Genomic DNA, 22,854 nt, shown 5'->3' with positions numbered 1-22,854 from the left:
AAAATTGATTTATTGCATCCATTCATGAATTAAACAGATGAATTATTCGTTACGTCAGCTTCGCGTTTTCGTCACCGTCGCGCAGGCCCGCAGCTTTAGCCGGGCAGGGGAGATCATTGGCCTCAGCCAGTCGGCGGTGAGCCATAGCGTTAAGGAGCTTGAAACGCAAACGGGAGTGAAGCTGCTCGACCGTACGACGCGAGAAGTGGTACTCACCGAAGCGGGACAGCAGCTGGCAATGCGACTGGAAAGGCTGCTGGATGAACTGAACAGTACGCTCAGGGATGTTGGCCGGCTCGGACAACAGCTTTCCGGTACCGTGAGAGTGGCGGCGAGCCAGACGATTTCAGCGCATCTTATTCCCCAGTGTATCGCTGAAAGTAATCACCGCTATCCGGATATCGATTTTGTTTTGCACGACAGGCCGCAGCAGTGGGTACTGGAGAGTATCCGTCAGGGGGATGTGGATTTTGGCATCGTTATTGATCCCGGAGCGGTAAGCGACCTGGAATGTGAAGTGGTGCTCTCGGAGCCCTTTTTATTGCTCTGCCGCGATGATGATCCGCTGGCATCGCTGCCACAGGTGGCCTGGCAGGCCTTGCAGGAGGCAAACCTGGTGTTACAGGATTATGCATCAGGCAGCCGTCCGCTGATAGATGCCGCACTGGCCGCGCAGGGTGTTAAGGCAACCATTGTGCAGGAGATCGGGCATCCTGCCACGCTCTTCCCGATGGTCGAAGCGGGAATTGGCATCAGCGTTCTGCCGGCGCTGGCGCTGCCACTGCCGCAGGGGAGTCGTTTAACGGTGAAGCGTTTCGTACCCTGTGTCGAACGCCAGCTGATGCTGGTACGCCGTAAAAACAGGTCACTTTCCGGCGCGGCGCATGCCTGCTGGGATGTGGTGCGTATGCAGGCCGAACGTTTGATGGAGGCCCGCACACGCGATCCACTTTTTAACGAAACCAATAATCAGATGTAGATATTAATCTGATGCTCCGCGGAGGGCTTATTGATGCCTTCCGCGACTGCCTGACCTTTTTCCTGTTTTGGCATCGCCTCTTCTGCCTGCTGACGCTGCAATTGCGCCAGTTGTGCCTGCAACATAGCCAGCTGAGATTCGAGTAATTCCTGCTGCTTTTGCTTCTCTTCTGCTGTGGCATCACCCATGGCCACTTCTTTGAGCTGCTGAGTGACTTTCGTTATCTGTTTGGTCAGACGGGTGATTTGAGAAGCAATGTCGTTTCCGCCGGAGCTGTTATCTACGCTGCCGATTTCCATCGCCGACAGAGAAACGGGCTTAAGAGTTGTCATATTGAGATCCTTTTCGCCATAAAATAGAGGTATCGGCAAAGAAGGCGTGAGCTTGAGTAAAACAAGCGATCTGGCTGCAATGGGGATGTGCTATATCGCAGATAGCAAAAAAGCGCCTTTAGGGCGCTTTTTTACATTGGTGGGTCGTGCAGGATTCGAACCTGCGACCAATTGATTAAAAGTCAACTGCTCTACCAACTGAGCTAACGACCCGAAATGGTGGGCGATGACGGGCTCGAACCGCCGACCCCCTCCGTGTAAAGGAGATGCTCTACCAACTGAGCTAATCGCCCATTTCGGAACTGCTGCGATAAGGTGAGAATGGTGGGCGATGACGGGCTCGAACCGCCGACCCCCTCCGTGTAAAGGAGATGCTCTACCAACTGAGCTAATCGCCCAATCTCAATGCTTATCTACACTGCGAGTCTACCGAAGTAGATGGTGGGTGATGACGGGCTCGAACCGCCGACCCCCTCCGTGTAAAGGAGATGCTCTACCAACTGAGCTAATCACCCCCGCTGTGTGGAGTCGCATTATAGGGAGAGTTGAAAATGAGTCAACGCATTTTCTAAAGTTTTTATTCGTTCGTCGTAAAATTAGTCAAAACGATCGCAAAACGGACTGTGGCGCATGATTTATAAACAAAAACAGCAATCTCGAACCGGATAAAGTGATCGACATTGAGGAATCGGCCCACAGTGATAGAATATTGCCCATTGTTTTCTTCCCGGAATTTGCCGATTACCGGCATCTTTATAACGTAAGGCCATTTCATGAAAATCAAAACTCGCTTCGCGCCGAGCCCGACAGGCTATCTGCATGTCGGTGGTGCACGTACCGCTCTCTACTCCTGGCTTTTCGCACGTCACAACAACGGTGAGTTTGTGCTGCGTATTGAAGACACCGATCTGGAGCGCTCAACGCCGGAAGCAATTGAAGCCATTATGGATGGGATGAACTGGCTGAATCTGGCGTGGGACGAAGGCCCATACTTCCAGACCAAACGTTTTGACCGCTATAACGCCGTAATTGACGAGATGCTGGTGGCAGGCACGGCCTATAAGTGCTACTGCTCCAGGGAGCGTCTGGATGCGCTGCGTGAAGAGCAAATGGCAAAAGGCGAAAAACCGCGTTATGACGGTCGTTGCCGCCATGACCACAGCGAGCATGCTGCGGATGAGCCTTGCGTAGTGCGTTTTGCTAACCCACAGGATGGCTCTGTTATCTTTGATGACCAGATCCGTGGTCCGATCGAATTCAGCAACCAGGAGCTGGATGACCTTATCATTCGTCGTACTGACGGATCGCCAACCTATAACTTCTGCGTAGTTGTGGACGACTGGGATATGGAAATCACTCACGTGATCCGTGGTGAAGACCATATCAATAACACCCCGCGTCAGATCAACATTCTGAAAGCGCTGAACGCGCCTGTACCGGTGTATGCGCACGTATCAATGATCAACGGTGACGACGGTAAAAAGCTGTCCAAACGTCATGGCGCGGTGAGCGTGATGCAGTACCGTGATGACGGCTATCTGCCGGAAGCGCTGCTGAACTACCTGGTGCGTCTGGGCTGGGCTCATGGTGACCAGGAGATCTTCAGCCGCGAAGAGATGATCGAGCTGTTCTCTCTGAACTCGGTCAGCAAATCAGCCAGCGCGTTCAACACTGACAAACTGCTGTGGCTGAACCATCACTACATCAATACCATGCAGCCAGAATATGTGGCGACTTATCTGCAATGGCACATTGAACAGGCAAACATCGATACCCGTACGGGCCCTGAACTGGCGGATCTGGTGAAGCTGCTTGGCGAGCGTTGCAAAACGCTGAAAGAAATTGCTGAAAGCTGCCGTTACTTCTATGAAGAGTTTGACGCGTTCGACGCCGACGCGGCCAAGAAACACCTGCGTCCGGTTGCGCGTCAGCCGCTGGAAGTGGTGCGTGATAAACTCGAAGCCATAACCGAATGGACTGCGGAAAATGTTCACCACGCGATTCAGGCTACCGCTGATGAGCTGGAAATTGGCATGGGTAAAGTCGGTATGCCGCTGCGCGTTGCGGTGACGGGGGCAGGCCAGTCTCCGGCGCTGGACGTGACCGTTCATGCCATCGGCAAATCACGTAGCGTTGCGCGTATCAACAAAGCGCTGGGCTTTATTGCTGAGCGTGAAAGCCAGCAGTAATACTCATGTAATACAAAAAACGGCAGGGTAACCTGCCGTTTTTTTATGCCTGTTATTCAGCAATACCAAGACGCGTGAGAAAACCCTGCAACCCTTCACGAGCGAGCAACTTGTGCAAACGTTCCTGTTCGACAGTCGTCATGTTTTCCAGCGAGTCGATAATTTGTGGAAGCAGGCTGGATGAGGTTGCCACGCCGTAGTGGGAAGGGCTTTCCGCCACATGGTAAACAGCCCGACGGTTACGAATGGCGGGAAGACTAATGATGTGCTCCTTAACGTGCGCATCAATACATATCACCCTCGCTCTTCCGCCTTTTACACCGTTGATACCCTCCGTTTTCCATCCCTTCTGTCGTATCCAGCGATTAACGGTTTGTCGGGCTACGCCCAGACTGTCCGCCAGCTCTTCCGTGGTCATTTTGCTGCGTAATCTTTTCATATCAGCGTTGGTCGCGAATCCCTAAACGTTGTAACAAGCCGGTAATCCCTTCCCGCAGTAACAGCGATGTCATCTGCTTTTGCTCTTCCGGCGTCATTTCATTCGCCAGCGTCAGGAGCAGGGCATGAAGCGAGCCCTCGTGGTACGCCTTATCTGGCAGTTCCGGCGTCTCTGTTGCCCTGCGCGCGCTGCGAATAAAGTCGCGCACTTTTTCATTGACGTGAACCAGACGCGCTTTGCCACCCTGAACGCCTGGCTTTGGCGATGTAATCCAACCCTCTTTGCGTACCCATTTATTGATGGTCTGTCGGCTATAGCCAGTCAGCAGGGCTAACTCTTCTGGCGTCATTCGTTCCTTGATCATACAATTTCCTGAATATCTGTGGGGTTAATTAGTGGTTCATTTTATAGTACTGTTTTACGTGAAAACGTGACAAGCTTAACTCCTGGCTGCGAGCAGGCTCTCAAAGTGATTCATTTGCATGATTTTTCGGCGATTGAAAGGCGGAGGCTGAATTTGCCGTTGACACTCTGCGGCGGAATTCATATTATGCCGCCCGTCAACATGACAGCTTTACGACGGGGCTATAGCTCAGCTGGGAGAGCGCCTGCATGGCATGCAGGAGGTCAGCGGTTCGATCCCGCTTAGCTCCACCAAACTCTGAACCCAACAGAGTGCGGTAGGTAAAGTAACATGTGGGGCTATAGCTCAGCTGGGAGAGCGCTTGCATGGCATGCAAGAGGTCAGCGGTTCGATCCCGCTTAGCTCCACCAAAATTTAAACCCTCGTCGCAAGACGGGGGTTTTTTTATATCTTGTAAAATATTCTAGACTGTTTTTGTTGCAATTAACGTCGTTTTCTACACCTCACCTCAATCCAAATCAATAAACAAGTCTATAAATAGACCTGAACTTGATTCGTGTTATTAATAAACCTATTATCCATGCGGTCAATGAGACGATGGTAAAATAGATTATCCGGATTAATGAATAGAAAAATTTACAATAATGTAAAGATATTTATGATTGCCCTGGCGCTAAGCCTGATTGCGATTCCTTTTTCTCGTTATATCTCTCCACGGGCCATCGTCAGCGAAAATGATGTTTATCTGGCGTGGTTGCCCTTAAGTGCCATGCTCGCCATCGTGTTGTTATTTGGACGGCGGGCAATCATTCCTTTGCTGTTAAGTTTTAGTATTACTAATATTTATAATCTTGATTTAGCACCACTACAATCTGCCGTATTATTATGTTGTCAGACGTTTACCGTCTTCGCCGCCTGTGGCGTCATCCGTCTGGTGCTGGGCAAGCGCTGGCGACACAGCATACCGAATAAGTACATTGGCATACGTATTTTCTGGCTCGGATTTATGGTGCCTGTGGGCATCAAATTATCGATGTATCTGGCGGGATATTTATTTGATTTCCCGGTGACAATCTCCTCCTATTTCGGCGAAGGCTCTGCAATTTATAACGTTATCGATATTCAGAGTCTGATTTGTGCCGCCCTGATTTTCACCATGATGTTCTATTATCCGTTAAGAATGATTATTAATCCTCGCTATGCCCGAACATTCTGGCGGCGAAGCGTGAAGCCCCTCTTTTGTCACAAAAAAGCGTTATTTATCGTTGTGTGGCTGATGCTGTTGATCTCGATGATCGCTATTTTATGCGCGCCTTTTGAGTCGCAGTTTATTGCGGGTTATTTGATGCCAATCGTTTTCATTCTTTTCACCCTGGGGATTGGTCGTCTGAGCTATGCGCTCATCTCTTTATTCTGGGCGGCCTCGGCGCTCATGCTGTTGACCTATAATTATAATTTTCTTAATGGCGTTGAATCGGGCCACTCGCTCTCCTTTATCCTGTCGGTGCTTATCTCTTTCGCCATCTGCCTGCTTTACATGTCGCGGATCTATCAGAAAAGTGAATGGCTGAAACAGGGGTGGCAGGAGAGGGCGCTTACCGATCCGCTCACCGGTCTGCCTAACATTCGTGCGCTGGAAGTGTTTTTACAGCACCATCCCGAGGCCAAAGTCTGCTGCCTGCGCCTGGATAATCTCGAATTCCTGAGCCGTCACTACGGCATCCTCATGCGTGTACATTGTAAAAAGATGATAACCGCGTCGCTGCAACCGTTATTGCAAAAAGACGAGAAGCTCTTCCAGTTGCCGGGCAGTGAGCTGGTAGTGGTCTTGCTGGGTCCGGGCACGGCTGAACGTCTGCAATATATGGTTGATCATCTGAACAGCCGTAAGATTATCTGGAACAAGACTGAGCTCGACATCGAGTTTGGCGCCTCCTGGGGTGAAGTGCCGGATGGAGAAAGCCTGCATCACACGCTGGGTCAGCTGAGCTGGCTCTCCGAGCAGTCCTGTGCCGGGCACAACGTCCTGGCGTTAACCAACAGTCTGGATGATGTCTCCGGTCAGACGACGGACAGAGTGCTGATGCTGGCCCGCATAAAACGCGCCCTTGATATCGGTGGGCTTCACCTTTACGCCCAGCCAATCCATAACGCGCGTGGGGAAGGGTACTTTGAAATCCTCTCAAGGCTTGAAAGCGAGGGGGAGATCATCACGCCTGATCGCTTTATTCCGCTGATTGCTCAGTTTAACCTGAGCCACCGATTTGACCTGAACGTGGTGGAAAAATTGCTGATGTGGATGCGCAGCCATCCGTCCGAACGGGCCGGAACGCGGTTCTCCGTCAATCTGATGCCGCTGACGCTGATGCAAAATGAGATTGCGGCTGAGATCATCGCGCTTTTTGAACGCTACGCCATTGTGCCGCAAGATATCGTCATTGAGATCACCGAGGAACAGGCTTTCTCTGACTCGGGAAGCAGCATCAACAATATCCAGCAGCTGCGGGATTACGGCTTCCGCATTGCTATTGATGACTTTGGTACCGGCTATGCCAACTTTGAGCGCCTGAAGCGGCTGGAGGCCGATATCATTAAGATCGATGGCTGCTTCGTGAAAGATATCTGCACCGACAGCATGGATGCGATGATCGTGCAGTCCATTTGCAACATGGCCAAAACGAAATCGCTTTGTGTGGTGGCTGAATATGTGGAATCGGCTGAACAACGCGAGATGTTGCTGCGATTCGGCGTGGACTATTTGCAGGGCTATTTGATTGGTAAACCACTGCCCCTGACGGCGCTGGAGGCATAAAAAAACCGGGAGCGAGGACTCCCGGTTTTTATTGCACGGTATGAATTACAGAACCAGTGCTGCGATAGAGGCAGACAGGACGCTCACCAGCGTTGAACCGTAAACCAGCTTCAGGCCAAAGCGAGAAACGACGTTACCTTGCTCTTCGTTCAGTCCTTTAATCGCACCAGCGATAATACCGATGGAAGAGAAGTTCGCGAAGGAGACCAGGAAGACGGACAGGATCCCTTCCGCACGAGGGGAGAGTGTGCTGGCAATCTTCTGGAGATCCATCATCGCCACGAACTCATTGGAAACCAGTTTCGTTGCCATGATACTGCCCACCTGCAACGCTTCGTGAGCGGGCACGCCCATCACCCAGGCAATCGGGTAGAAGATGTAGCCCAGAATACCCTGGAAGGAGATACCGAGTACGGCCGCAAACAGGGCGTTCAGCGCAGCGATCAGCGCGATAAAGCCAATCAGCATTGCGGCGACGATAATTGCAACCTTGAAACCCGCCAGAATGTATTCACCCAGCATTTCGAAGAAGCTCTGTCCCTCGTGCAGGTTTGACATCTGAATGTTCTCTTCGCTGGCATCCACGCGGTACGGGTTAATCAGCGAAAGCACGATAAAGGTGCTGAACATGTTCAGAACCAGCGCCGCAACTACATATTTTGGTTCCAGCATGGTCATATACGCGCCCACGATAGACATGGAAACGGTAGACATTGCGGTTGCCGCCATGGTGTACATGCGGTTACGGGACATCTTGCCGAGAATATCTTTATACGCAATGAAGTTCTCAGACTGACCCAGGATCAGCGAGCTGACTGCGTTAAAGGATTCCAGTTTGCCCATGCCGTTAACTTTCGATAACAGGAAGCCGATCGCACGGATAACCACCGGCAGAACGCGGATGTGCTGAAGGATACCGATCAGGGCAGAGATGAAGACGATAGGGCAGAGCACCTTCAGGAAGAAGAAGGCCAGACCCTGATCGTTCATGCTGCCAAAGACGAAGTTTGTCCCTTCGTTGGCAAATCCGAGCAGTTTTTCGAACATTTCGGAGAAGCCTTTCACGAAGCCCAGGCCTACGTTGGAGTTCAGGAAGAACCACGCAAGTAAAACTTCAATGACCAGCAGTTGGACAACATAGCGAATACGAATTTTTTTGCGGTCTGTGCTGACCAGCAATGCAAGTGCAGTAACGACAACGAGTGCCAGGACAAAATGAAGGACGCGGTCCATATTTGCTCCAAATATGAGGCAGGTTTAATTTCCGTGCACATTCTATGTAACAAGCACAAAGAAAACGAGATCAAGCCCACACTATAGTTACATCCTGTGACGAGTCTCAAAAATAGTGATCAACAAGACATTTTTGTTATGTTAGGTAAATGAGTGAAAAGTTAAGTTTGTGTGCTACGCTTCACAAATGTCTGCGCATTTTCACATTCTGTGACCTTGCTCCACCTGCCTGTCTATCGTTCCTGACTATCAGAGAAATCACGTTAACCGTTACAAATGAACTTGATAATCATTCTCATTTTGATAGCATAAAACATAGCAAAGGCTATATTTCCAGAGGCAGAAATGACGAATAGTCGCGTAGAGAGTAGCAGCGGCAGAGCGGCACGCAAGCTGCGGTTCGCATTAATGGGACCGGCATTCATTGCCGCGATTGGCTACATCGATCCGGGTAATTTTGCGACCAACATTCAGGCCGGGGCCAGTTTCGGCTATAAACTGCTGTGGGTTGTGGTCTGGGCCAATCTGATGGCGATGCTGATTCAGATGCTCTCCGCGAAGCTGGGTATTGCTACCGGAAAAAACCTGGCGGAGCAAATCCGCGATCATTATCCACGTCCGGCAGTTTGGTTTTACTGGGTTCAGGCGGAAATTATCGCCATGGCCACCGATCTCGCCGAGTTTATCGGGGCGGCGATCGGCTTTAAGCTTATCCTGGGCGTCTCCCTGCTTCAGGGGGCGGTGCTGACCGGTATCGCCACTTTCCTGATTCTGATGCTCCAGCGGCGGGGGCAAAAACCGCTGGAGAAAGTCATCGGCGGCCTGCTGCTGTTCGTCGCTGCCGCCTATATTGTTGAGCTGATTTTCTCCCAGCCGAATCTGGCGCAGCTGACGAAAGGGATGGTGATCCCGTCGTTACCCACTTCTGAAGCCGTTTTTCTGGCTGCCGGAGTGCTGGGGGCGACCATCATGCCGCACGTCATTTATCTGCACTCTTCATTAACCCAGAATCTGCATGGCGGGACGAGTAAAGAGCGCTACTCCGCCTCGAAATGGGATGTGACTATCGCGATGACCATTGCCGGATTTGTGAATCTGGCGATGATGGCGACCGCCGCCGCCGCGTTCCACTTTAACGGGCATACCGGGGTTGCCGATCTCGACCAGGCTTACCTGACGCTGGAGCCGTTGCTGAGTCATGCCGCTGCCACTATTTTTGGTTTAAGCCTGGTTGCTGCGGGTCTTTCATCTACGGTTGTGGGGACACTGGCCGGGCAGGTGGTGATGCAGGGGTTCGTACGTTTCCATATTCCGCTGTGGGTTCGCCGCTCGGTCACGATGCTGCCTTCCTTTGTTGTGATCCTGATGGGGCTGGATCCGACCCGCATTCTGGTGATGAGTCAGGTACTGCTAAGTTTCGGGATTGCGCTGGCGCTGGTGCCACTGCTGATCTTCACCAGTAATAAATCGCTGATGGGCGAACTGGTGAATTCGACGTGGGTGAAGCGCGCCGGGTGGGCCATTGTGGTCGTGGTGGTGGCGTTAAACTTGTGGTTGCTGATAGGCACAGCCGCAGGCCTGTAAAAGAAAAAGGAGCCGGAAGGCTCCTTTTTGTTGTTAATGGTGATGGCCGTGACCGTGGCCTCTGCCTTTTCCATGACCCCAGCCGCCATGGCGGTCGTCACGATCGTTCCAGCCTTCGCGGTAGCCGCGTTCGTAAGCCTTACGCTTATCCCAGCCACGGTGATAGCCGTTATCGTGTTTCCACCAGCGGTTTTGACGCCATTCATAATGGCGGTGCCAGTAGTCACGGTCGCGCCAGTAGCCACCGTCCCAGTATCTGCCGTAGTCATCACGATCGCCAATTTGTAATTTAATCGATGGCAACAGGGTGATTTCGCCCGCACTGGCGACCAGCGGGGCCGAAGCCAGTAATACCGCTGCAAGAATCAGTGACCTGAACATACTCTTCTCCTTCACGATCAAGGCCGCTGTGCGACCTGTTAACGCAATTTTACGAGTTGGTAAACATTCGTTTCATCGCCTCAACTCCTAAATCATGAACGAGAGCACTTTTTGCTAAAAGTGTTTTTAATCTGAACTGGACAGGATCGTATCTATCGTCTTCAGCTCTTCTGCCGTGAACCGACAATTCTCAAGCACGCCTGCTGCATCTTCAATTTGTCCGGTCTTGCTTGCGCCGATGAGCACGGATGTCACCGCATCGTGGCGCAGGATCCAGGCCAGTGCCATTTGCGATAGCTTTTGCCCCCGGTTTTCCGCCAGCGCATTCAGCTTGCGTACCTTCTCCAGCTTTTTGTCGGTGATCTGCTCCGGGTTAAGGAACTTACTGCCGCTTGCTGCGCGAGAATCCGCCGGGATACCGTTCAGATAGCGATCGGTCAACTGTCCGCCCGCCAGGGGGGAGAAGGGGATACATCCCACCCCTTTATGCTGCAACACGTCCAGCAACCCCTCTTCAGGCGCACGTTCAAACATGGAGTACTTCGGTTGGTGGATCAGACATGGCGTGCCCAGATCCTCCAGTATTTCAATCGCCTGCCTTGCCACTTCTGCCGGGTAGTTGGACAGACCGATGTACAGCGCCTTGCCCTGACGCACCACATGGTCAAGCGCTTTCATGGTTTCACGTAGCGGCGTTTGTGGATCCGGGCGGTGGTGATAGAAAATATCGACATACTCCAGCCCCATACGCCTGAGGCTCTGGTCCAGGCTGGCGATCAGATATTTACGTGAGCCCCAGTCGCCGTAAGGCCCGTCCCACATGGTGTAGCCCGCTTTAGTGGAGATGATCAGCTCATCGCGCCAGGGCAGGAAATCCTCCTGCAAAATGCGCCCGAAATTACGTTCGGCCGAACCAGGAGGCGGGCCGTAATTATTGGCAAGGTCAAAATGCGTAATACCCAAATCGAAAGCACGCTGTAAAAGTTGACGGCTGTTTTCGAGTAACGTCGCGTCGCCAAAATTATGCCAAAGCCCCAGCGAGATGGCGGGAAGCTTAAGGCCGCTTTGCCCACAGCGGCGATATTGCATTGTCTGATAACGATTTTTGTCAGGCTGATAACCCATTGGCGAGACCTCTGGCGCTGGAAAGAAACATCAGTGTATACGTTTACACTAACCTGAAGAAAATGAGCATAGCTCAGCTTTTTTCGTAAAGCATTCTTTCCAGACCCTGATTGTCGCCAATTCTGGACACGCTTCACGCTTATTTAATACTCAGAGTGAGGTCAACGTCAGAAGGACACTTATAATATGCGTACCCCCTATTGCGTCGCCGATTACCTGCTGGACCGACTAACAGATTGTGGTGCCGATCATCTGTTTGGCGTGCCGGGCGACTATAACCTGCAATTTCTCGATCACGTGATAGACAGCCCGGACATCTGCTGGGTGGGCTGTGCCAATGAACTGAACGCGTCTTACGCCGCAGACGGCTATGCCCGCTGTAAGGGCTTTGCCGCGCTCCTGACGACATTCGGCGTTGGGGAGTTAAGCGCCATGAACGGTGTGGCGGGCAGCTTTGCTGAACATGTTCCCGTCCTCCATATTGTGGGGGCCCCGGGTATGGCGGCGCAGCAGCGAGGAGAGTTATTGCACCATACGTTGGGTGACGGCGAGTTCCGCCATTTCTATCATATGAGCGAACCCATCACCGTTGCACAGGCGGTGCTTACCGAACAAAACGCCTGCTATGAAATTGACAGAGTCCTGACCACTATGCTGCGGGAGCGCCGTCCGGGCTACCTGATGCTGCCCGCTGATGTGGCGAAAAAAGCCGCTACGCCCCCTGTAAGCGCTCTCACTGTTAACCCCGCACCGGCTGATTCAGCCTGCTTGCAGGCGTTCCGTGAGGCTGCCGAAAAGCGCTTGTCCACGAGCAAACGCACCGCGTTGTTAGCGGACTTCCTCGTACTCCGCCATGGTCTGCGCACGGCCCTTCAGACGTGGGTGAAAGAGGTGCCGATGGCACACGCCACCATGCTGATGGGCAAGGGCATTTTTGACGAACGACAGAGCGGTTTTTACGGCACCTACAGCGGATCGGCGAGCGCCGCGCCGGTCAAAGAGGCCATCGAGGGGGCTGATACGGTGCTGTGTATTGGCACGCGCTTTACCGATACGCTCACTGCCGGGTTTACCCACCAGCTGACGCCAGACCAGACGATAGAGGTTCAGCCACACGCGTCCCGCGTCGGCGACGTCTGGTTTACGGGTATCCCGATGAGGGAGGCCATTGAAACGCTGACAGCGCTGTGTAAAACCTATGTTCGTGATACGCGAGCGCCATTGGATCACAGCGGCTTTTCGTTCCCGACTATCGAAGGGGCGCTGACTCAGGAGAGCTTCTGGCGTACCCTGCAAACGTTTATCCGCCCCGGAGACATTATTCTGGCTGACCAGGGAACGTCTGCTTTCGGCGCTATCGATCTGCGTTTACCGGCGGACGTGAACTTTATCGTCCAGCCGCTGTGGGGATCGATTGGCTACACGCTGGCGGCAGCATTTGGCGCACAAACGGCGTGTCCGAACCGACGCGTGATTGTCCTGACGGGTGACGGCGCCGCGCAGTTGACCATTCAGGAGCTGGGATCGATGCTGCGCGACAAGCAGCGCCCGATTATTCTGGTGCTTAACAACGAAGGATACACGGTGGAAAGGGCCATCCACGGGCCGGAGCAGCGCTATAACGACATTGCCCTCTGGAACTGGACGCAGATCCCGCAGGCGTTGAGCCTGGCGCCTCAGGCAGAGTGCTGGCGCGTCAGCGAAGCGGAAGCGCTGGCGGAGGTGCTGGATAAAGTGGCACACCATGAGCGGCTTTCGCTGATCGAGGTGATGCTGCCGAAAGCCGATATTCCGCCGCTGCTGAGCGCGCTGACCAAAGCGCTGGAGGCGCGCAATAACGCCTGATTACCTGTCGTTTCGCCATCCCATCAGCATCGGTTTGCCCGCCAGCAGGAGCCAGGCGGGCAACATCACGATACAGAGCAGCGGCAGAAGCGTGGTATCCGGCACGACAACCGCCGCCATAAACAGGCTCAGCCACGCATCGCGCGTGACCACCAGTACCAGCCCCAGAATGGAACAGGAGACGGTAATCGCCGCAGGGACAGCGTCAACGTGCTCATGCAGCATCAGCCCCAGCGCGACGCCAACAAATACCGCCGGGAAGATACGACCTCCCCGGAAACCACAGGCCGCAGCGACCACCAGCGCCGCCAGTTTTACCAGCGCGAACAGCAGATAATCGGAGACGCTAAAGACCTGGCTGAAGGCCAGCTGCTGCATCTCGTCCAGACCCTTAAACAGCGTAACCGTCCCGCCGATGGCGCCTAAAACGCCCAGAATAAAACCCCCCATGCCCAGAATCAGCACCGGATGCTTCAGCCTGTGCATCAGGCGATGCAGGCGAGGGAGACACCACACCGCGACCATCCCCCAGCGCAATGGCGATCGCGACGACGACGGCACCGCTGAAAATATCGGTGAGTTGCATCTGGCCGTAGTGGGGGATGGTGAGTGAAAAATGGGGATGGAAAAACAGGCTGGTGGTGAGGGCTCCCGCAGCGGCGGCCATTAGCGGCGCGAAGAGTTTATCCCACAGCGGTACTTCATGATCACTGCTGAGGGTTTGCGAAAAAATGAGCGCAGCCGCGACCGGAGTGCCAAACAGCGCCCCGATGGTGCCTGCTGACGCCAGGATCGTCCAGTCCAGCGCGCCAACGCGCGGAAAAAGACGCGCCCCCAGAAAGACCGCCAGCGCGATATTAACCGCCATAATGGGATGTTCAGGCCCGAGGCTTACGCCGCCCGCAAGACCGATAATCAGCGCGATAATAAGCCCCGGCAGAGCAGAGGGAGAGACAGGAGCGCCAATCAAGGGTTCCAGTGCCGGGTCCGGCCCGGCATGACCCGGGCTATAGCGGATCACCAGCCCTACGGCAATCCCGGTCAGGGTCAGCATCATCATGATCCAGCCCGGCGAGTCAATGCTGATGCCGAGTTTTACCGGAAGCGCGGTCCATAAAATCGTTTGCAGCACCGCCGCCACTTTCATGACGACGATGAGCACCAGGCTCGACGCCACGCCAATAATCAGCGCCGGGACAGCCAATAACAGCATGGTTCTGGCTCGCGGATGGAGCATGATGATTTCCTTGTACAAAACGGCTTAACGTTACTTTGCACAATCAGCATTGTGGCAATAGTGCAAAAGGTGCTGAAACGGTAAAGTTATAATGTGACGAAGATCGATAATCCATGGGCAGTCACCTTCTGGTCGTTGTTGTTATCACGCCTTGAATTTACAGTGTCCCAAAGATTTATTCTGACTTTAGCGGAGCAGTAGAAGAATGACAAAGTATGCTTTGGTAGGTGATGTAGGCGGCACCAACGCGCGCCTTGCCCTGTGCGATGTGAACAGCGGTGAAATTTCTCAGGCGAAAACCTATTCAGGGCTGGATTACCCAAGCCTGGAGGCGGTGGTTCGCGTCTATCTGGAAGAGTATAAAGTGAGCGTTGAAGACGGTTGTATCGCTATTGCCTGTCCGATCACCGGCGACTGGGTGGCGATGACCAACCATACGTGGGCCTTCTCAATTGCCGAAATGCGGAAAAACCTCGGCTTCTCGCACCTTGAAATTATCAACGACTTCACTGCGGTTTCCATGGCTATCCCAATGCTTAAACCAGAGCATCTGATTCAGTTCGGCGGTACGGCCCCGGTTGAAGGCAAACCGATTGCCGTTTATGGCGCAGGCACCGGCCTGGGGGTGGCGCACCTGGTCCACGTCGACAAACGCTGGGTCAGCCTGCCGGGCGAAGGCGGTCACGTGGATTTTGCGCCGAACAGCGAAGAAGAGGGCATTATTCTTGAGGAGCTACGCGCTGAGATTGGGCACGTGTCGGCCGAGCGGGTGCTTTCTGGCCCGGGCCTGGTGAACCTGTATCGGGCGATTGTAAAATCAGACGGTCGTCTGCCGGAAAATCTGCAACCTAAAGATGTGACCGAACGCGCGCTGGCCGACAGCTGTATTGACTGCCGCGGTGCTTTGTCGCTGTTCTGCGTCATCATGGGGCGTTTTGGCGGCAACCTGGCGCTGAACCTTGGCACCTTTGGCGGGGTCTATATTGCGGGCGGGATCGTGCCGCGCTTCCTCGATTTCTTTACCGCCTCCGGCTTCCGTGGCGGCTTCGAAGACAAAGGCCGCTTCAGGAGCTATGTCCAGGACATTCCTGTTTACCTGATTGTCCACGACAACCCAGGCTTACTGGGCTCCGGGGCGCATCTGCGTCAGGTACTGGGTCAGATCCTCTGATGCTCATTCCCCTCTCCTGCGGGAGAGGGAACGCGCTACAGGTGCATGAGCTGGCGGAACTCTTTCACTCTGCTGCGGCTTACCGGCACCTGAAAATCCAGATCCTTCAGCCGCAAAATATAGGTGTTATTAAACCAGGGTTCGATTTCGCGGATCTTGTTCAGGTTGACGCAGAACGAGCGGTGGCAGCGGAAGAAGTGAGCGGCCGGGAGTTTATTGCAGAATTCGGTGATGTTCATCGCCATGACGTAGGATTCACGCCGCGTATAGACAAACGTCATTTTTTCATGCGCTTCGGCATAGTAAATATCGTCGACAGGCGTGACGATGATCCGTTCGTCCTTCACCAGATTAATCGTGTCGTTTTCCCGCGCTACCGGGCTGGCACTGGCGGGTAATGCTTGCTGCTGCCACGCGGCTTCCAGCTTATGCAGCATGCTGATAATACGCGACTCCTGATACGGCTTGAGAATATAGTCAAACGCCTCAAGCTCGAAGGCCTCCACGGCATGCTCTTTCCACGCGGTGACAAACACAATAAACGGCTTGTGGGCGAACTGATTGATATTTTGCGCCAGCAGGACGCCGTCCAGCGACGGAATATTAATATCGAGGAATATCGCGTCGACCCGGTTATGCTGTAAAAATTTCAGCACGTCCAGACCATCCTCAAAACAGCCAACAATCTCCATCTGGCTGTGGGTTTTGATAAGCCAGCTCAACTCCTGTTGAGCCAGAAATTCATCTTCTACGATGATGACTTTCATCTGTTACTCCGGCCTACGGCAACAAGGATATCGGGGCATTCACGGGCGTTCGCTCATTCGGAACATAAAAGGCAATTTCGGTGCCCGGCTCAAGACGGTGAATATGCAGCCCGTCACCGTACAGCAGTTTGACCCGGTGATGCACATTCAGCAGTCCGATCTTGTTGCCCGGCATTTCGTTTGATTTGACGCGCTCGATGACTTTCGGATCGATGCCGTGCCCGGTATCGCGCACGGCGATGCGCACGCGGTTACCGCTTTCCGTCACGCTAATCGTTACTACGCCTTTGCCTTTACACGGCTGAATACCGTGAACAATGGCATTTTCCACCAGAGGCTGGATCAGCAGACTTGGGATCACGCAGTTGACCTCTTCATCAATATCGTAAATGACCGTCAGCTTATCGCCAAAGCGAGCCTGCTCGATCGCGATGTAATCCTTGATTTGATACAACTCTTTTTTGATGTCGATCTGCTCGTCGTCTTTTAGCTCAATGTTGTAGCGCAGATAGCGCGACAGATTAAAGATCAGCTGCCGCGCGGTGTCCGGATTAAGTCGGATGGAAGAGGAGATAGCGTTCAGCGCGTTAAACAGGAAATGGGGATTGATCTTGCTTTGCAGGGCGCGCAGCTCTGCCTTATTTGCCATCTCGCGCAGCTGCTCTGCACGCGAAACCTCAAGTTGGGTGGATATGATCTGCGACAGGCCAATCGCCATCTCCTGGAGCGAGGAGGTGATTTGGTGCGCATGGCAGTAGTAAATTTTCAGCGTCCCCGTGACCACGCCTTTTTCCCACAGCGGGATCACCAGCATTGAGTGGATCTCTGGCGTCCGGTGGGCTTCATCATTGTTTTTAATAATGATTTTTCCGTAGTTAATCGCCTGTCTGGTTGTCGGGCTGATGGTATCGTCGCTGTCGCGATAATTGTGCTCCCCGACGCCAACGTAAGCCAGCACGTGGTCAATATTGGTGATGGCGACCGCATCGGCGTGAATATCACGGCGGATAATATCGCAAACCTGACGTAAAGATTCGGCGTTAACGTGCCGGAAAAGCGGCAGCGTCTTGTTGGCGATATCCAGCGCCAGCTTGGCCTGACGCGCGGCGCTGGCCTCTTTTTCGCCCTCCACGCTTTGCACCAGCAGCACGATAAAACCGATACAGACGCTCCCGAGGATCATAGGAATACCGATCTTCGAGACGATATCCAGCCCCAGCGCAACGGTTGGCGCCCAGACGATGACCAGGATCATGGTCAGCGTTTCGCAGACCATCCCCGCGATAATCCCTGCACGCCAGTGCTGCTTTTTCGGGATTTTGCGGTTAATCCAGCCCGAGAGCAGCCCGGCAATAATGCTGGTGATAAAGCAGGGGACGGCCGTCACGCCGCCAATATCAATCAGGTATCGGTGGGTGCCGGCGATAATGCCTGTGATAATCCCGACCCAGGGACCAAAGAGGATCCCGCCCGACATGACGGCGATGATGCGCACGTTCACCAGCGAGCCTTCTACCGGCACGCCGGACCAGGTGCTGAACAGGGCAAACATCGAAAAGATAAACGTGACGGCCAGAAGCTCTTTTGGCGAATGGGCAGATTTATGCAACAGTTCGCGGAACAAGCGGATGCGGATAAGGAAAAAGAGACAGATCAGCATTAATGCCGCGCGGTCGAACACCGCCAGGAGCATATTGAAGATTTCGTGCACGGTCAGGCCTGGGAAAACGGGAAAAATCTATGATAGAAAACATAGGGCCTGATGACCAGCTATCCATCAGATTTATCAAATGGGGAAAAACCATAATTCTCAAAGGGGATTGCTGGCTTTTGACTGAAAGCCGGTGCTTTTCCGTTTGGGGAGAAACGTCAGGTAACGATACTGAAAATATTGTGTTAAATCGTAGCGCTTAAAACTGCCTGTTCGCGATAAGAGTTCCGCTTTTCACTGCAATCACATTCCCGTTTTAGCGCAAAATATTGTTTTGCCGTTATCCTCTCGACAGCGTCTTTTTCTTCAGGTTATTTTCTAAGCACGCCACACGGGTGGCAGCGTCGCTCGGACGGTCCGGGCGCTAACGTGACTCTGAGGAATCTATGGCTGAATTCAGTCCTGAACGCCGTTTTACTCGTATCGATCGTCTCCCCCCTTATGTTTTCAATATCACTGCTGAACTGAAAATGGCTGCGCGTCGGCGCGGCGAAGACATTATCGATTTCAGTATGGGTAACCCTGACGGCCCAACGCCGCCGCACATTGTTGAGAAACTCTGCACGGTTGCCCAGCGTCCCGATACTCATGGATATTCCACCTCACGCGGCATTCCACGTTTACGTCGGGCGATCTCCCGCTGGTATCAGGATCGTTATCAGGTCGATATCGATCCTGAAAGTGAAGCGATTGTGACCATTGGCTCCAAAGAAGGGCTGGCCCACCTGATGCTGGCGACGCTGGATCACGGCGATACCGTACTGGTGCCGAATCCAAGCTACCCGATTCACATCTATGGGGCGGTGATCGCTGGCGCGCAGGTGCGTTCTGTCCCGCTGGTGGAAGGCGTCGACTTCTTTAACGAGCTGGAACGGGCGATACGTGAAAGCTATCCGAAGCCGAAAATGATGATCCTCGGTTTCCCGTCAAACCCAACAGCACAATGCGTTGAACTCGAATTCTTCGAGAAAGTGGTCGCGCTGGCTAAGCGTTACGACGTGCTGGTGGTACACGATCTCGCCTACGCCGATATCGTTTATGATGGCTGGAAAGCGCCGTCAATTATGCAGGTACCGGGTGCCCGTGATGTGGCGGTTGAGTTTTTCACCCTGTCGAAAAGCTACAACATGGCGGGCTGGCGAATTGGTTTTATGGTGGGAAACAAAACGCTGGTGAGCGCCCTGGCGCGTATTAAAAGCTACCATGACTATGGCACCTTTACGCCGTTACAGGTCGCGGCCATCGCGGCGCTGGAAGGGGATCAGCAATGCGTGCTCGATATTGCCGCTCAGTATAAACGCCGCCGAGATGTGCTGGTAAAAGGGCTTCATGAAGCAGGCTGGATGGTGGAAATGCCTAAAGCCTCTATGTACGTCTGGGCGAAAATTCCTGAGCCGTATGCGGCGATGGGTTCTCTGGAATTTGCCAAAAAACTGCTTCAGGACGCGAAGGTTTGCGTCTCTCCAGGCATTGGCTTTGGTGACTACGGTGACACGCACGTGCGTTTCGCGCTGATTGAAAACAGCGACCGTATCCGTCAGGCAGTGCGGGGCATTAAAAGCATGTTCCGCGCGGATGGCCTGCTTGCAGCGAAGAGCGTTGCGGAACAACCCGAGTCGTAACGGACAACAAAAAAAACAGGCGCCAACGGCGCCTGTTTTTTTGACTGCATTTTCTTAACTAGATCATCAGAGCAAACGTTCCGGCCCAAACTAAAACAATAACCGAAATGCCCATAAAGAAATATTTCACGTTTCATCGCTCCGCGTATCTTCCGGTACGCATTAAAAAAACAGAGTCCAACTGAGTATAGAGAGTTGAAATCATGCGAAAGGGGAAATCGGAATTATCCCGTGACGTCGCTAACTTCAGCTCTGAATTCTGTGCTTTCCTGTCGCCAGACGGCGCTAATGTACGCCTAAATTTCAGGAGTGACAAGAGGCATTTTTTTAAATAATTTCCGACACTTACGATTGTCGTGGAACGGCGACAGTTTGATTTCGGTACGCAATAAATGCCTGTTGAGTGACGGTCGAAAAAGCCGTTACGCACTGCGATTACAGGTGTTTGAAAAGGCTAGTTTCTTAGCGAAACTAACCTTCGACAGGGGTCAGATATAGAGCGAGGCTTCGCCCAGGGGGCGGGTTTTAAAGCGGCGGTGCATCCACAGATACTGCTCAGGCGCACGCATAATCTCAAACTCAATCACCTTATTGATAAAGGTCGCGGCTTCACTCTCATCTTCTGGATAGTTCGCCATCTCTGGGGAGATATGCAGACGATAGCCTGACTTATCCGCTTTTCTGACCATGGTCACCGTCAACATCGCGGCGCCTGAGAGACGTGAAATCACAAAGGTACCGTTCGTCGTAGCGACATCTTTAACCGCAAAGAAAGGGGCAAAGCTGCTGCCTTTAGGACCGTAGTCCTGGTCCGGGGCAAACCAGACGGCTTCCCCTTTTTTCAGGGCGCCAACCATACCGCGGAGATTGTTACGGCTGATCATCGCCTTATTTGAACGCATGCGGCCCCGCGTTTGTACCCATTCCATCAGCGCGCTGTTATGCGGGCGATAGGTTGCCATCATTGGCTGACAAAGACCCATAACGCGGCCGCCCAGCTCAAGCGACATAAAATGCACACCCACAACCATCACGCCGCGGTTTTGCATCTGGGCACGTTTCAGGTTATCCAGGCCTTCCACGTCAAACCATTTACGGACACGCTCGTCTGGCCAGAACCAGGCCATACCGGTTTCAAGCAGCGCCATACCGATAGATTTAAAGTTTTCCGCAATCAGCGTTTCGCGCTGCTGGGCATTGTAATGCGGAAAGCAAAGTTCGAGATTTTTTCGGGCAATGGATTCACGACGCTTAAGAAAGTAACGCGATGCGCTGCCGAGCTTAGAACCCAGGAAACGGATCACGGGATATGGAAGTTGAACCAGCAGCCAAAGCACGCCAAGGCCGAACCATGTAAACCAGTAGCGCGGGTGCAGAAACGCCCGCTGAAATTTGGATTGAGACAAAATAGTGGAACCTATGTGAAGCCTGTGAAGGTAGCGCAGACTTCGCGATACCACGTGCCATTGAGACCGTAGGACGAGGTCATGGTTGCAGGCTTTACCGTTCTTTACGACGTTGCCTGGCCATTGCTGACTTGGGTGGGCGGCATAATGTAGCACCGTTATACATTATGAGCTATCACTCGTTTTTGTTTAAAAAAGCGGCAATTGCGGAGTGGTTTGATTTTGCTATTGTTAAATCTGCGTTCCCGCATGTCTCCTGAAGGTGCAGACCATGGAAACCTACCTGCAAACGGTGAAAGAAGAGTGGGTGAAGCTGATTAATGAAACCGATCCCGATGTGCATCGGCTTGCGACTGAGCTTGCCAGGGATAATGCAATGCCACTGGTCGCTGAATTCTATCGTGTTGTGCTGGCAGATCCATCGGCAGCTGAATTCCTGACCACCGAACAGGTGGAGAGGCAGCTTCAGGAGGCGCTTCGTCGCTGGCTTATTGATGTGCTCTCATGCCGTGTGGAGCAGGTTGAAGAGCAGATGCGGGCGCAGCAGCGCGCGGCGGATGTTCATGCCCGTATTGGTATTTCGGTTGATTTAGTCGAAATGGGCTTCCGCGTTCTGAAAAAGCTGCTGTTGCCTGTCATTACTACCAGCGCCCATTCGCCTGAGGTGAAGCTGCATATTTATCACTACGCGATAAACAGTATCGATCTGGCCATGGAAGTGATGTCGCGGGCCTATGTATTTAGCGAGAACAATGCGGCGAAAGAGGACGAAAATTATCGCATCTTTTCCTTAATGGAGAATGCAGAAGAGGAGAAGGAGCGACAGACCGCGGCGCTGCTGTCATGGGAAATGGTGCTTCTGTATAAGATCACGCTTAATTCCAGTATCGGCAACAGTCTGCCGCTGGGGCAGTCTGAATTTGGACTGTGGTTTAGCCATAAAGGTCGGCACTATTTCAGCGGCATCGCTGAGGCCGGTCATATCTCTCGTCTGATTCAGGAATTCGATGACCTTTTTAACGAGGTCCGTCTTGCAGGGCAGGGTCTGAGTGATAAAGCGCAGCGGGATAAATTCTTGCAGCGAATGCGTAATACCCTCTCGCAAATCATCACGCTTTTGCGCGAACTGTTTGACGAAGTGTCGCGACACGAGGTGGGGGTTGATGTCCTGACCCGCCTGTTGAATCGCCGTTTCCTGCCAACCATCTTCAAACGCGAAATCCTGCACGCTACCCGGGCGGGAACAACGCTCTCGACGCTGCTGATTGACGTCGACAAATTTAAACAAATCAACGATACCTGGGGGCACAATACCGGGGACGAGATCCTGCGAAAAGTCTCCGGCGCGTTCTACGACAACGTGCGAACCTGTGATTACGTTTTTCGCTACGGCGGCGATGAATTTCTGATTGTGCTAACGGAAATCTCAGAGGTGGACGCGCTGCGAATTGCCGAGCGTATCCGCAGGCGGGTGGAAAAAATCAAGGTTAACTCCCCAACCGGCGATATTATCCCGCTCTCCCTCTCGATAGGCGTTGCGATGTTCAACGGGCATCCCGATTACGAGCGATTGATTCAGGCGGCGGATGAAGCCTTATACGGCGCGAAACGGCGTGGCCGAAACTGCGTGGAGCTTTGGAAGGGGGTGTAAGGAAAG

At 53.1% G+C, this 22,854-nt stretch carries 18 protein-coding genes, 6 tRNA genes and 1 pseudogene; 10 read left to right on the top strand and 15 right to left on the bottom strand.

What is annotated here, in order from left to right; all coding sequences use genetic code 11:
* Positions 1-37 precede the first annotated feature (37 nt).
* Positions 38-979 (top strand): LysR family transcriptional regulator, encoded by a 942-nt coding sequence (locus ACOTX5_RS03845; protein WP_045911350.1) that lies wholly within the window; start codon positions 38-40, stop codon positions 977-979.
* On the opposite strand, the gene ACOTX5_RS03840 is transcribed toward ACOTX5_RS03845, so the two are convergent.
* The 5 genes from ACOTX5_RS03840 to ACOTX5_RS03820 form a co-directional block, all read right to left on the bottom strand.
* A complete protein-coding gene (locus ACOTX5_RS03840) occupies positions 970-1,311 on the bottom strand; it encodes a FlxA-like family protein (RefSeq protein ID WP_017383471.1) in 342 nt (113 codons plus the stop codon). The two genes, ACOTX5_RS03845 and ACOTX5_RS03840, sit on opposite strands and share 10 nt — an antisense overlap.
* Before the next feature lie 137 nt (positions 1,312-1,448).
* A tRNA-Lys gene (locus tag ACOTX5_RS03835) sits at positions 1,449-1,524 on the bottom strand.
* A 4-nt stretch (positions 1,525-1,528) separates the two neighbouring features.
* Positions 1,529-1,604 (bottom strand) — tRNA-Val (locus ACOTX5_RS03830).
* 29 nt (positions 1,605-1,633) lie between these two features.
* Positions 1,634-1,709: transfer RNA gene (locus ACOTX5_RS03825), tRNA-Val, on the bottom strand.
* 41 nt (positions 1,710-1,750) lie between these two features.
* Positions 1,751-1,826 (bottom strand) — tRNA-Val (locus ACOTX5_RS03820).
* A 258-nt stretch (positions 1,827-2,084) separates the two neighbouring features.
* Between ACOTX5_RS03820 and gltX the strand changes: the two genes are divergently transcribed.
* Positions 2,085-3,500, top strand: a complete 1,416-nt coding sequence (gene gltX / locus ACOTX5_RS03815) for a glutamate--tRNA ligase (RefSeq protein WP_015572231.1) — start codon at positions 2,085-2,087, stop codon at positions 3,498-3,500.
* Positions 3,501-3,552: 52 nt separating this feature from the next.
* Here gltX and ACOTX5_RS03810 read toward each other — a convergent pair whose 3' ends face one another.
* Together ACOTX5_RS03810 and ACOTX5_RS03805 are read right to left on the bottom strand one after the other, a co-directional pair.
* Complete coding sequence (locus tag ACOTX5_RS03810; protein WP_017383469.1) at positions 3,553-3,939, bottom strand: YfeC-like transcriptional regulator; 387 nt, start codon at positions 3,937-3,939, stop codon at positions 3,553-3,555.
* 1 nt (position 3,940) lies between these two features.
* A complete protein-coding gene (locus tag ACOTX5_RS03805; protein ID WP_015572232.1) occupies positions 3,941-4,303 on the bottom strand; it encodes a YfeC-like transcriptional regulator in 363 nt (120 codons plus the stop codon).
* 217 nt (positions 4,304-4,520) lie between these two features.
* Between ACOTX5_RS03805 and ACOTX5_RS03800 the strand changes: the two genes are divergently transcribed.
* The 3 genes from ACOTX5_RS03800 (at position 4,521) to ACOTX5_RS03790 (ending at position 7,115) form a co-directional block, all read left to right on the top strand.
* Positions 4,521-4,596: transfer RNA gene (locus tag ACOTX5_RS03800), tRNA-Ala, on the top strand.
* 41 nt (positions 4,597-4,637) lie between these two features.
* A tRNA-Ala gene (locus ACOTX5_RS03795) sits at positions 4,638-4,713 on the top strand.
* 212 nt (positions 4,714-4,925) lie between these two features.
* Positions 4,926-7,115 (top strand): sensor domain-containing phosphodiesterase, encoded by a 2,190-nt coding sequence (locus tag ACOTX5_RS03790; RefSeq protein ID WP_045910692.1) that lies wholly within the window; start codon positions 4,926-4,928, stop codon positions 7,113-7,115.
* 45 nt (positions 7,116-7,160) lie between these two features.
* Here the strand turns inward: ACOTX5_RS03790 and nupC are convergent, their stop codons facing one another.
* The gene (nupC, locus tag ACOTX5_RS03785; protein ID WP_006811440.1) at positions 7,161-8,348 is read right to left on the bottom strand and encodes a nucleoside permease NupC; all 1,188 of its coding nucleotides are present in this window, start codon (positions 8,346-8,348) and stop codon (positions 7,161-7,163) included.
* A 345-nt stretch (positions 8,349-8,693) separates the two neighbouring features.
* Between nupC and ACOTX5_RS03780 the strand changes: the two genes are divergently transcribed.
* Complete coding sequence (locus tag ACOTX5_RS03780; protein ID WP_023295104.1) at positions 8,694-9,932, top strand: Nramp family divalent metal transporter; 1,239 nt, start codon at positions 8,694-8,696, stop codon at positions 9,930-9,932.
* Positions 9,933-9,965: 33 nt separating this feature from the next.
* Here ACOTX5_RS03780 and ACOTX5_RS03775 read toward each other — a convergent pair whose 3' ends face one another.
* Both ACOTX5_RS03775 and mgrA read right to left on the bottom strand, forming a co-directional pair.
* Positions 9,966-10,313 (bottom strand): DUF2502 domain-containing protein, encoded by a 348-nt coding sequence (locus tag ACOTX5_RS03775; protein ID WP_059453041.1) that lies wholly within the window; start codon positions 10,311-10,313, stop codon positions 9,966-9,968.
* A 126-nt stretch (positions 10,314-10,439) separates the two neighbouring features.
* Complete coding sequence (gene mgrA, locus ACOTX5_RS03770) at positions 10,440-11,438, bottom strand: L-glyceraldehyde 3-phosphate reductase (RefSeq protein ID WP_017692976.1); 999 nt, start codon at positions 11,436-11,438, stop codon at positions 10,440-10,442.
* Between the two features lie 186 nt (positions 11,439-11,624).
* Between mgrA and ipdC the strand changes: the two genes are divergently transcribed.
* Positions 11,625-13,283, top strand: coding sequence for an indolepyruvate decarboxylase (ipdC, locus tag ACOTX5_RS03765; RefSeq protein WP_017692977.1), 1,659 nt, complete (start codon positions 11,625-11,627; stop codon positions 13,281-13,283).
* On the opposite strand, the pseudogene ACOTX5_RS03760 reads toward ipdC, so the two are convergent.
* Positions 13,284-14,520, bottom strand: a pseudogene (locus tag ACOTX5_RS03760) (ion channel protein).
* 205 nt (positions 14,521-14,725) lie between these two features.
* Between ACOTX5_RS03760 and glk the strand changes: the two are divergent.
* Positions 14,726-15,691, top strand: a complete 966-nt coding sequence (gene glk, locus ACOTX5_RS03755) for a glucokinase (protein ID WP_234101211.1) — start codon at positions 14,726-14,728, stop codon at positions 15,689-15,691.
* Positions 15,692-15,726: 35 nt separating this feature from the next.
* Here glk and ACOTX5_RS03750 read toward each other — a convergent pair whose 3' ends face one another.
* Together ACOTX5_RS03750 and ACOTX5_RS03745 are read right to left on the bottom strand one after the other, a co-directional pair.
* Positions 15,727-16,458 (bottom strand): LytR/AlgR family response regulator transcription factor, encoded by a 732-nt coding sequence (locus tag ACOTX5_RS03750; protein WP_015572237.1) that lies wholly within the window; start codon positions 16,456-16,458, stop codon positions 15,727-15,729.
* Positions 16,459-16,471: 13 nt separating this feature from the next.
* Positions 16,472-18,169: a sensor histidine kinase gene (locus ACOTX5_RS03745; protein WP_003861356.1), complete on the bottom strand. Its 1,698-nt coding sequence runs from the start codon at positions 18,167-18,169 to the stop codon at positions 16,472-16,474.
* 386 nt (positions 18,170-18,555) lie between these two features.
* On the opposite strand from ACOTX5_RS03745, the gene alaC reads away from it, so the two are divergent.
* Positions 18,556-19,791: an alanine transaminase gene (gene alaC / locus ACOTX5_RS03740; RefSeq protein ID WP_017383460.1), complete on the top strand. Its 1,236-nt coding sequence runs from the start codon at positions 18,556-18,558 to the stop codon at positions 19,789-19,791.
* A 58-nt stretch (positions 19,792-19,849) separates the two neighbouring features.
* Here alaC and ypdK read toward each other — a convergent pair whose 3' ends face one another.
* Together ypdK and lpxP are read right to left on the bottom strand one after the other, a co-directional pair.
* Entirely contained in the window at positions 19,850-19,921 is a 72-nt protein-coding gene (ypdK, locus tag ACOTX5_RS03735; RefSeq protein ID WP_099458937.1) for a membrane protein YpdK, read from the bottom strand.
* 358 nt (positions 19,922-20,279) lie between these two features.
* Positions 20,280-21,200, bottom strand: coding sequence for a kdo(2)-lipid IV(A) palmitoleoyltransferase (lpxP, locus tag ACOTX5_RS03730; protein WP_026080619.1), 921 nt, complete (start codon positions 21,198-21,200; stop codon positions 20,280-20,282).
* Positions 21,201-21,468: 268 nt separating this feature from the next.
* Here lpxP and ACOTX5_RS03725 point away from each other — a divergent pair, with 268 nt between their 5' ends.
* On the top strand, positions 21,469-22,848 hold the full coding sequence (locus ACOTX5_RS03725) for a diguanylate cyclase (protein ID WP_045910695.1): 1,380 nt from the start codon (positions 21,469-21,471) through the stop codon (positions 22,846-22,848).
* Positions 22,849-22,854 lie beyond the last annotated feature (6 nt).

Origin of the sequence: Enterobacter cloacae complex sp. IR5441 (assembly GCF_049238215.1) — a bacterium.
Taxonomy (GTDB): Bacteria; Pseudomonadota; Gammaproteobacteria; order Enterobacterales; family Enterobacteriaceae; genus Enterobacter; species Enterobacter hormaechei_C.
Note: the sequence above shows the minus strand (reverse complement) of the source record. Positions and strands in the feature narration are given on the sequence as shown.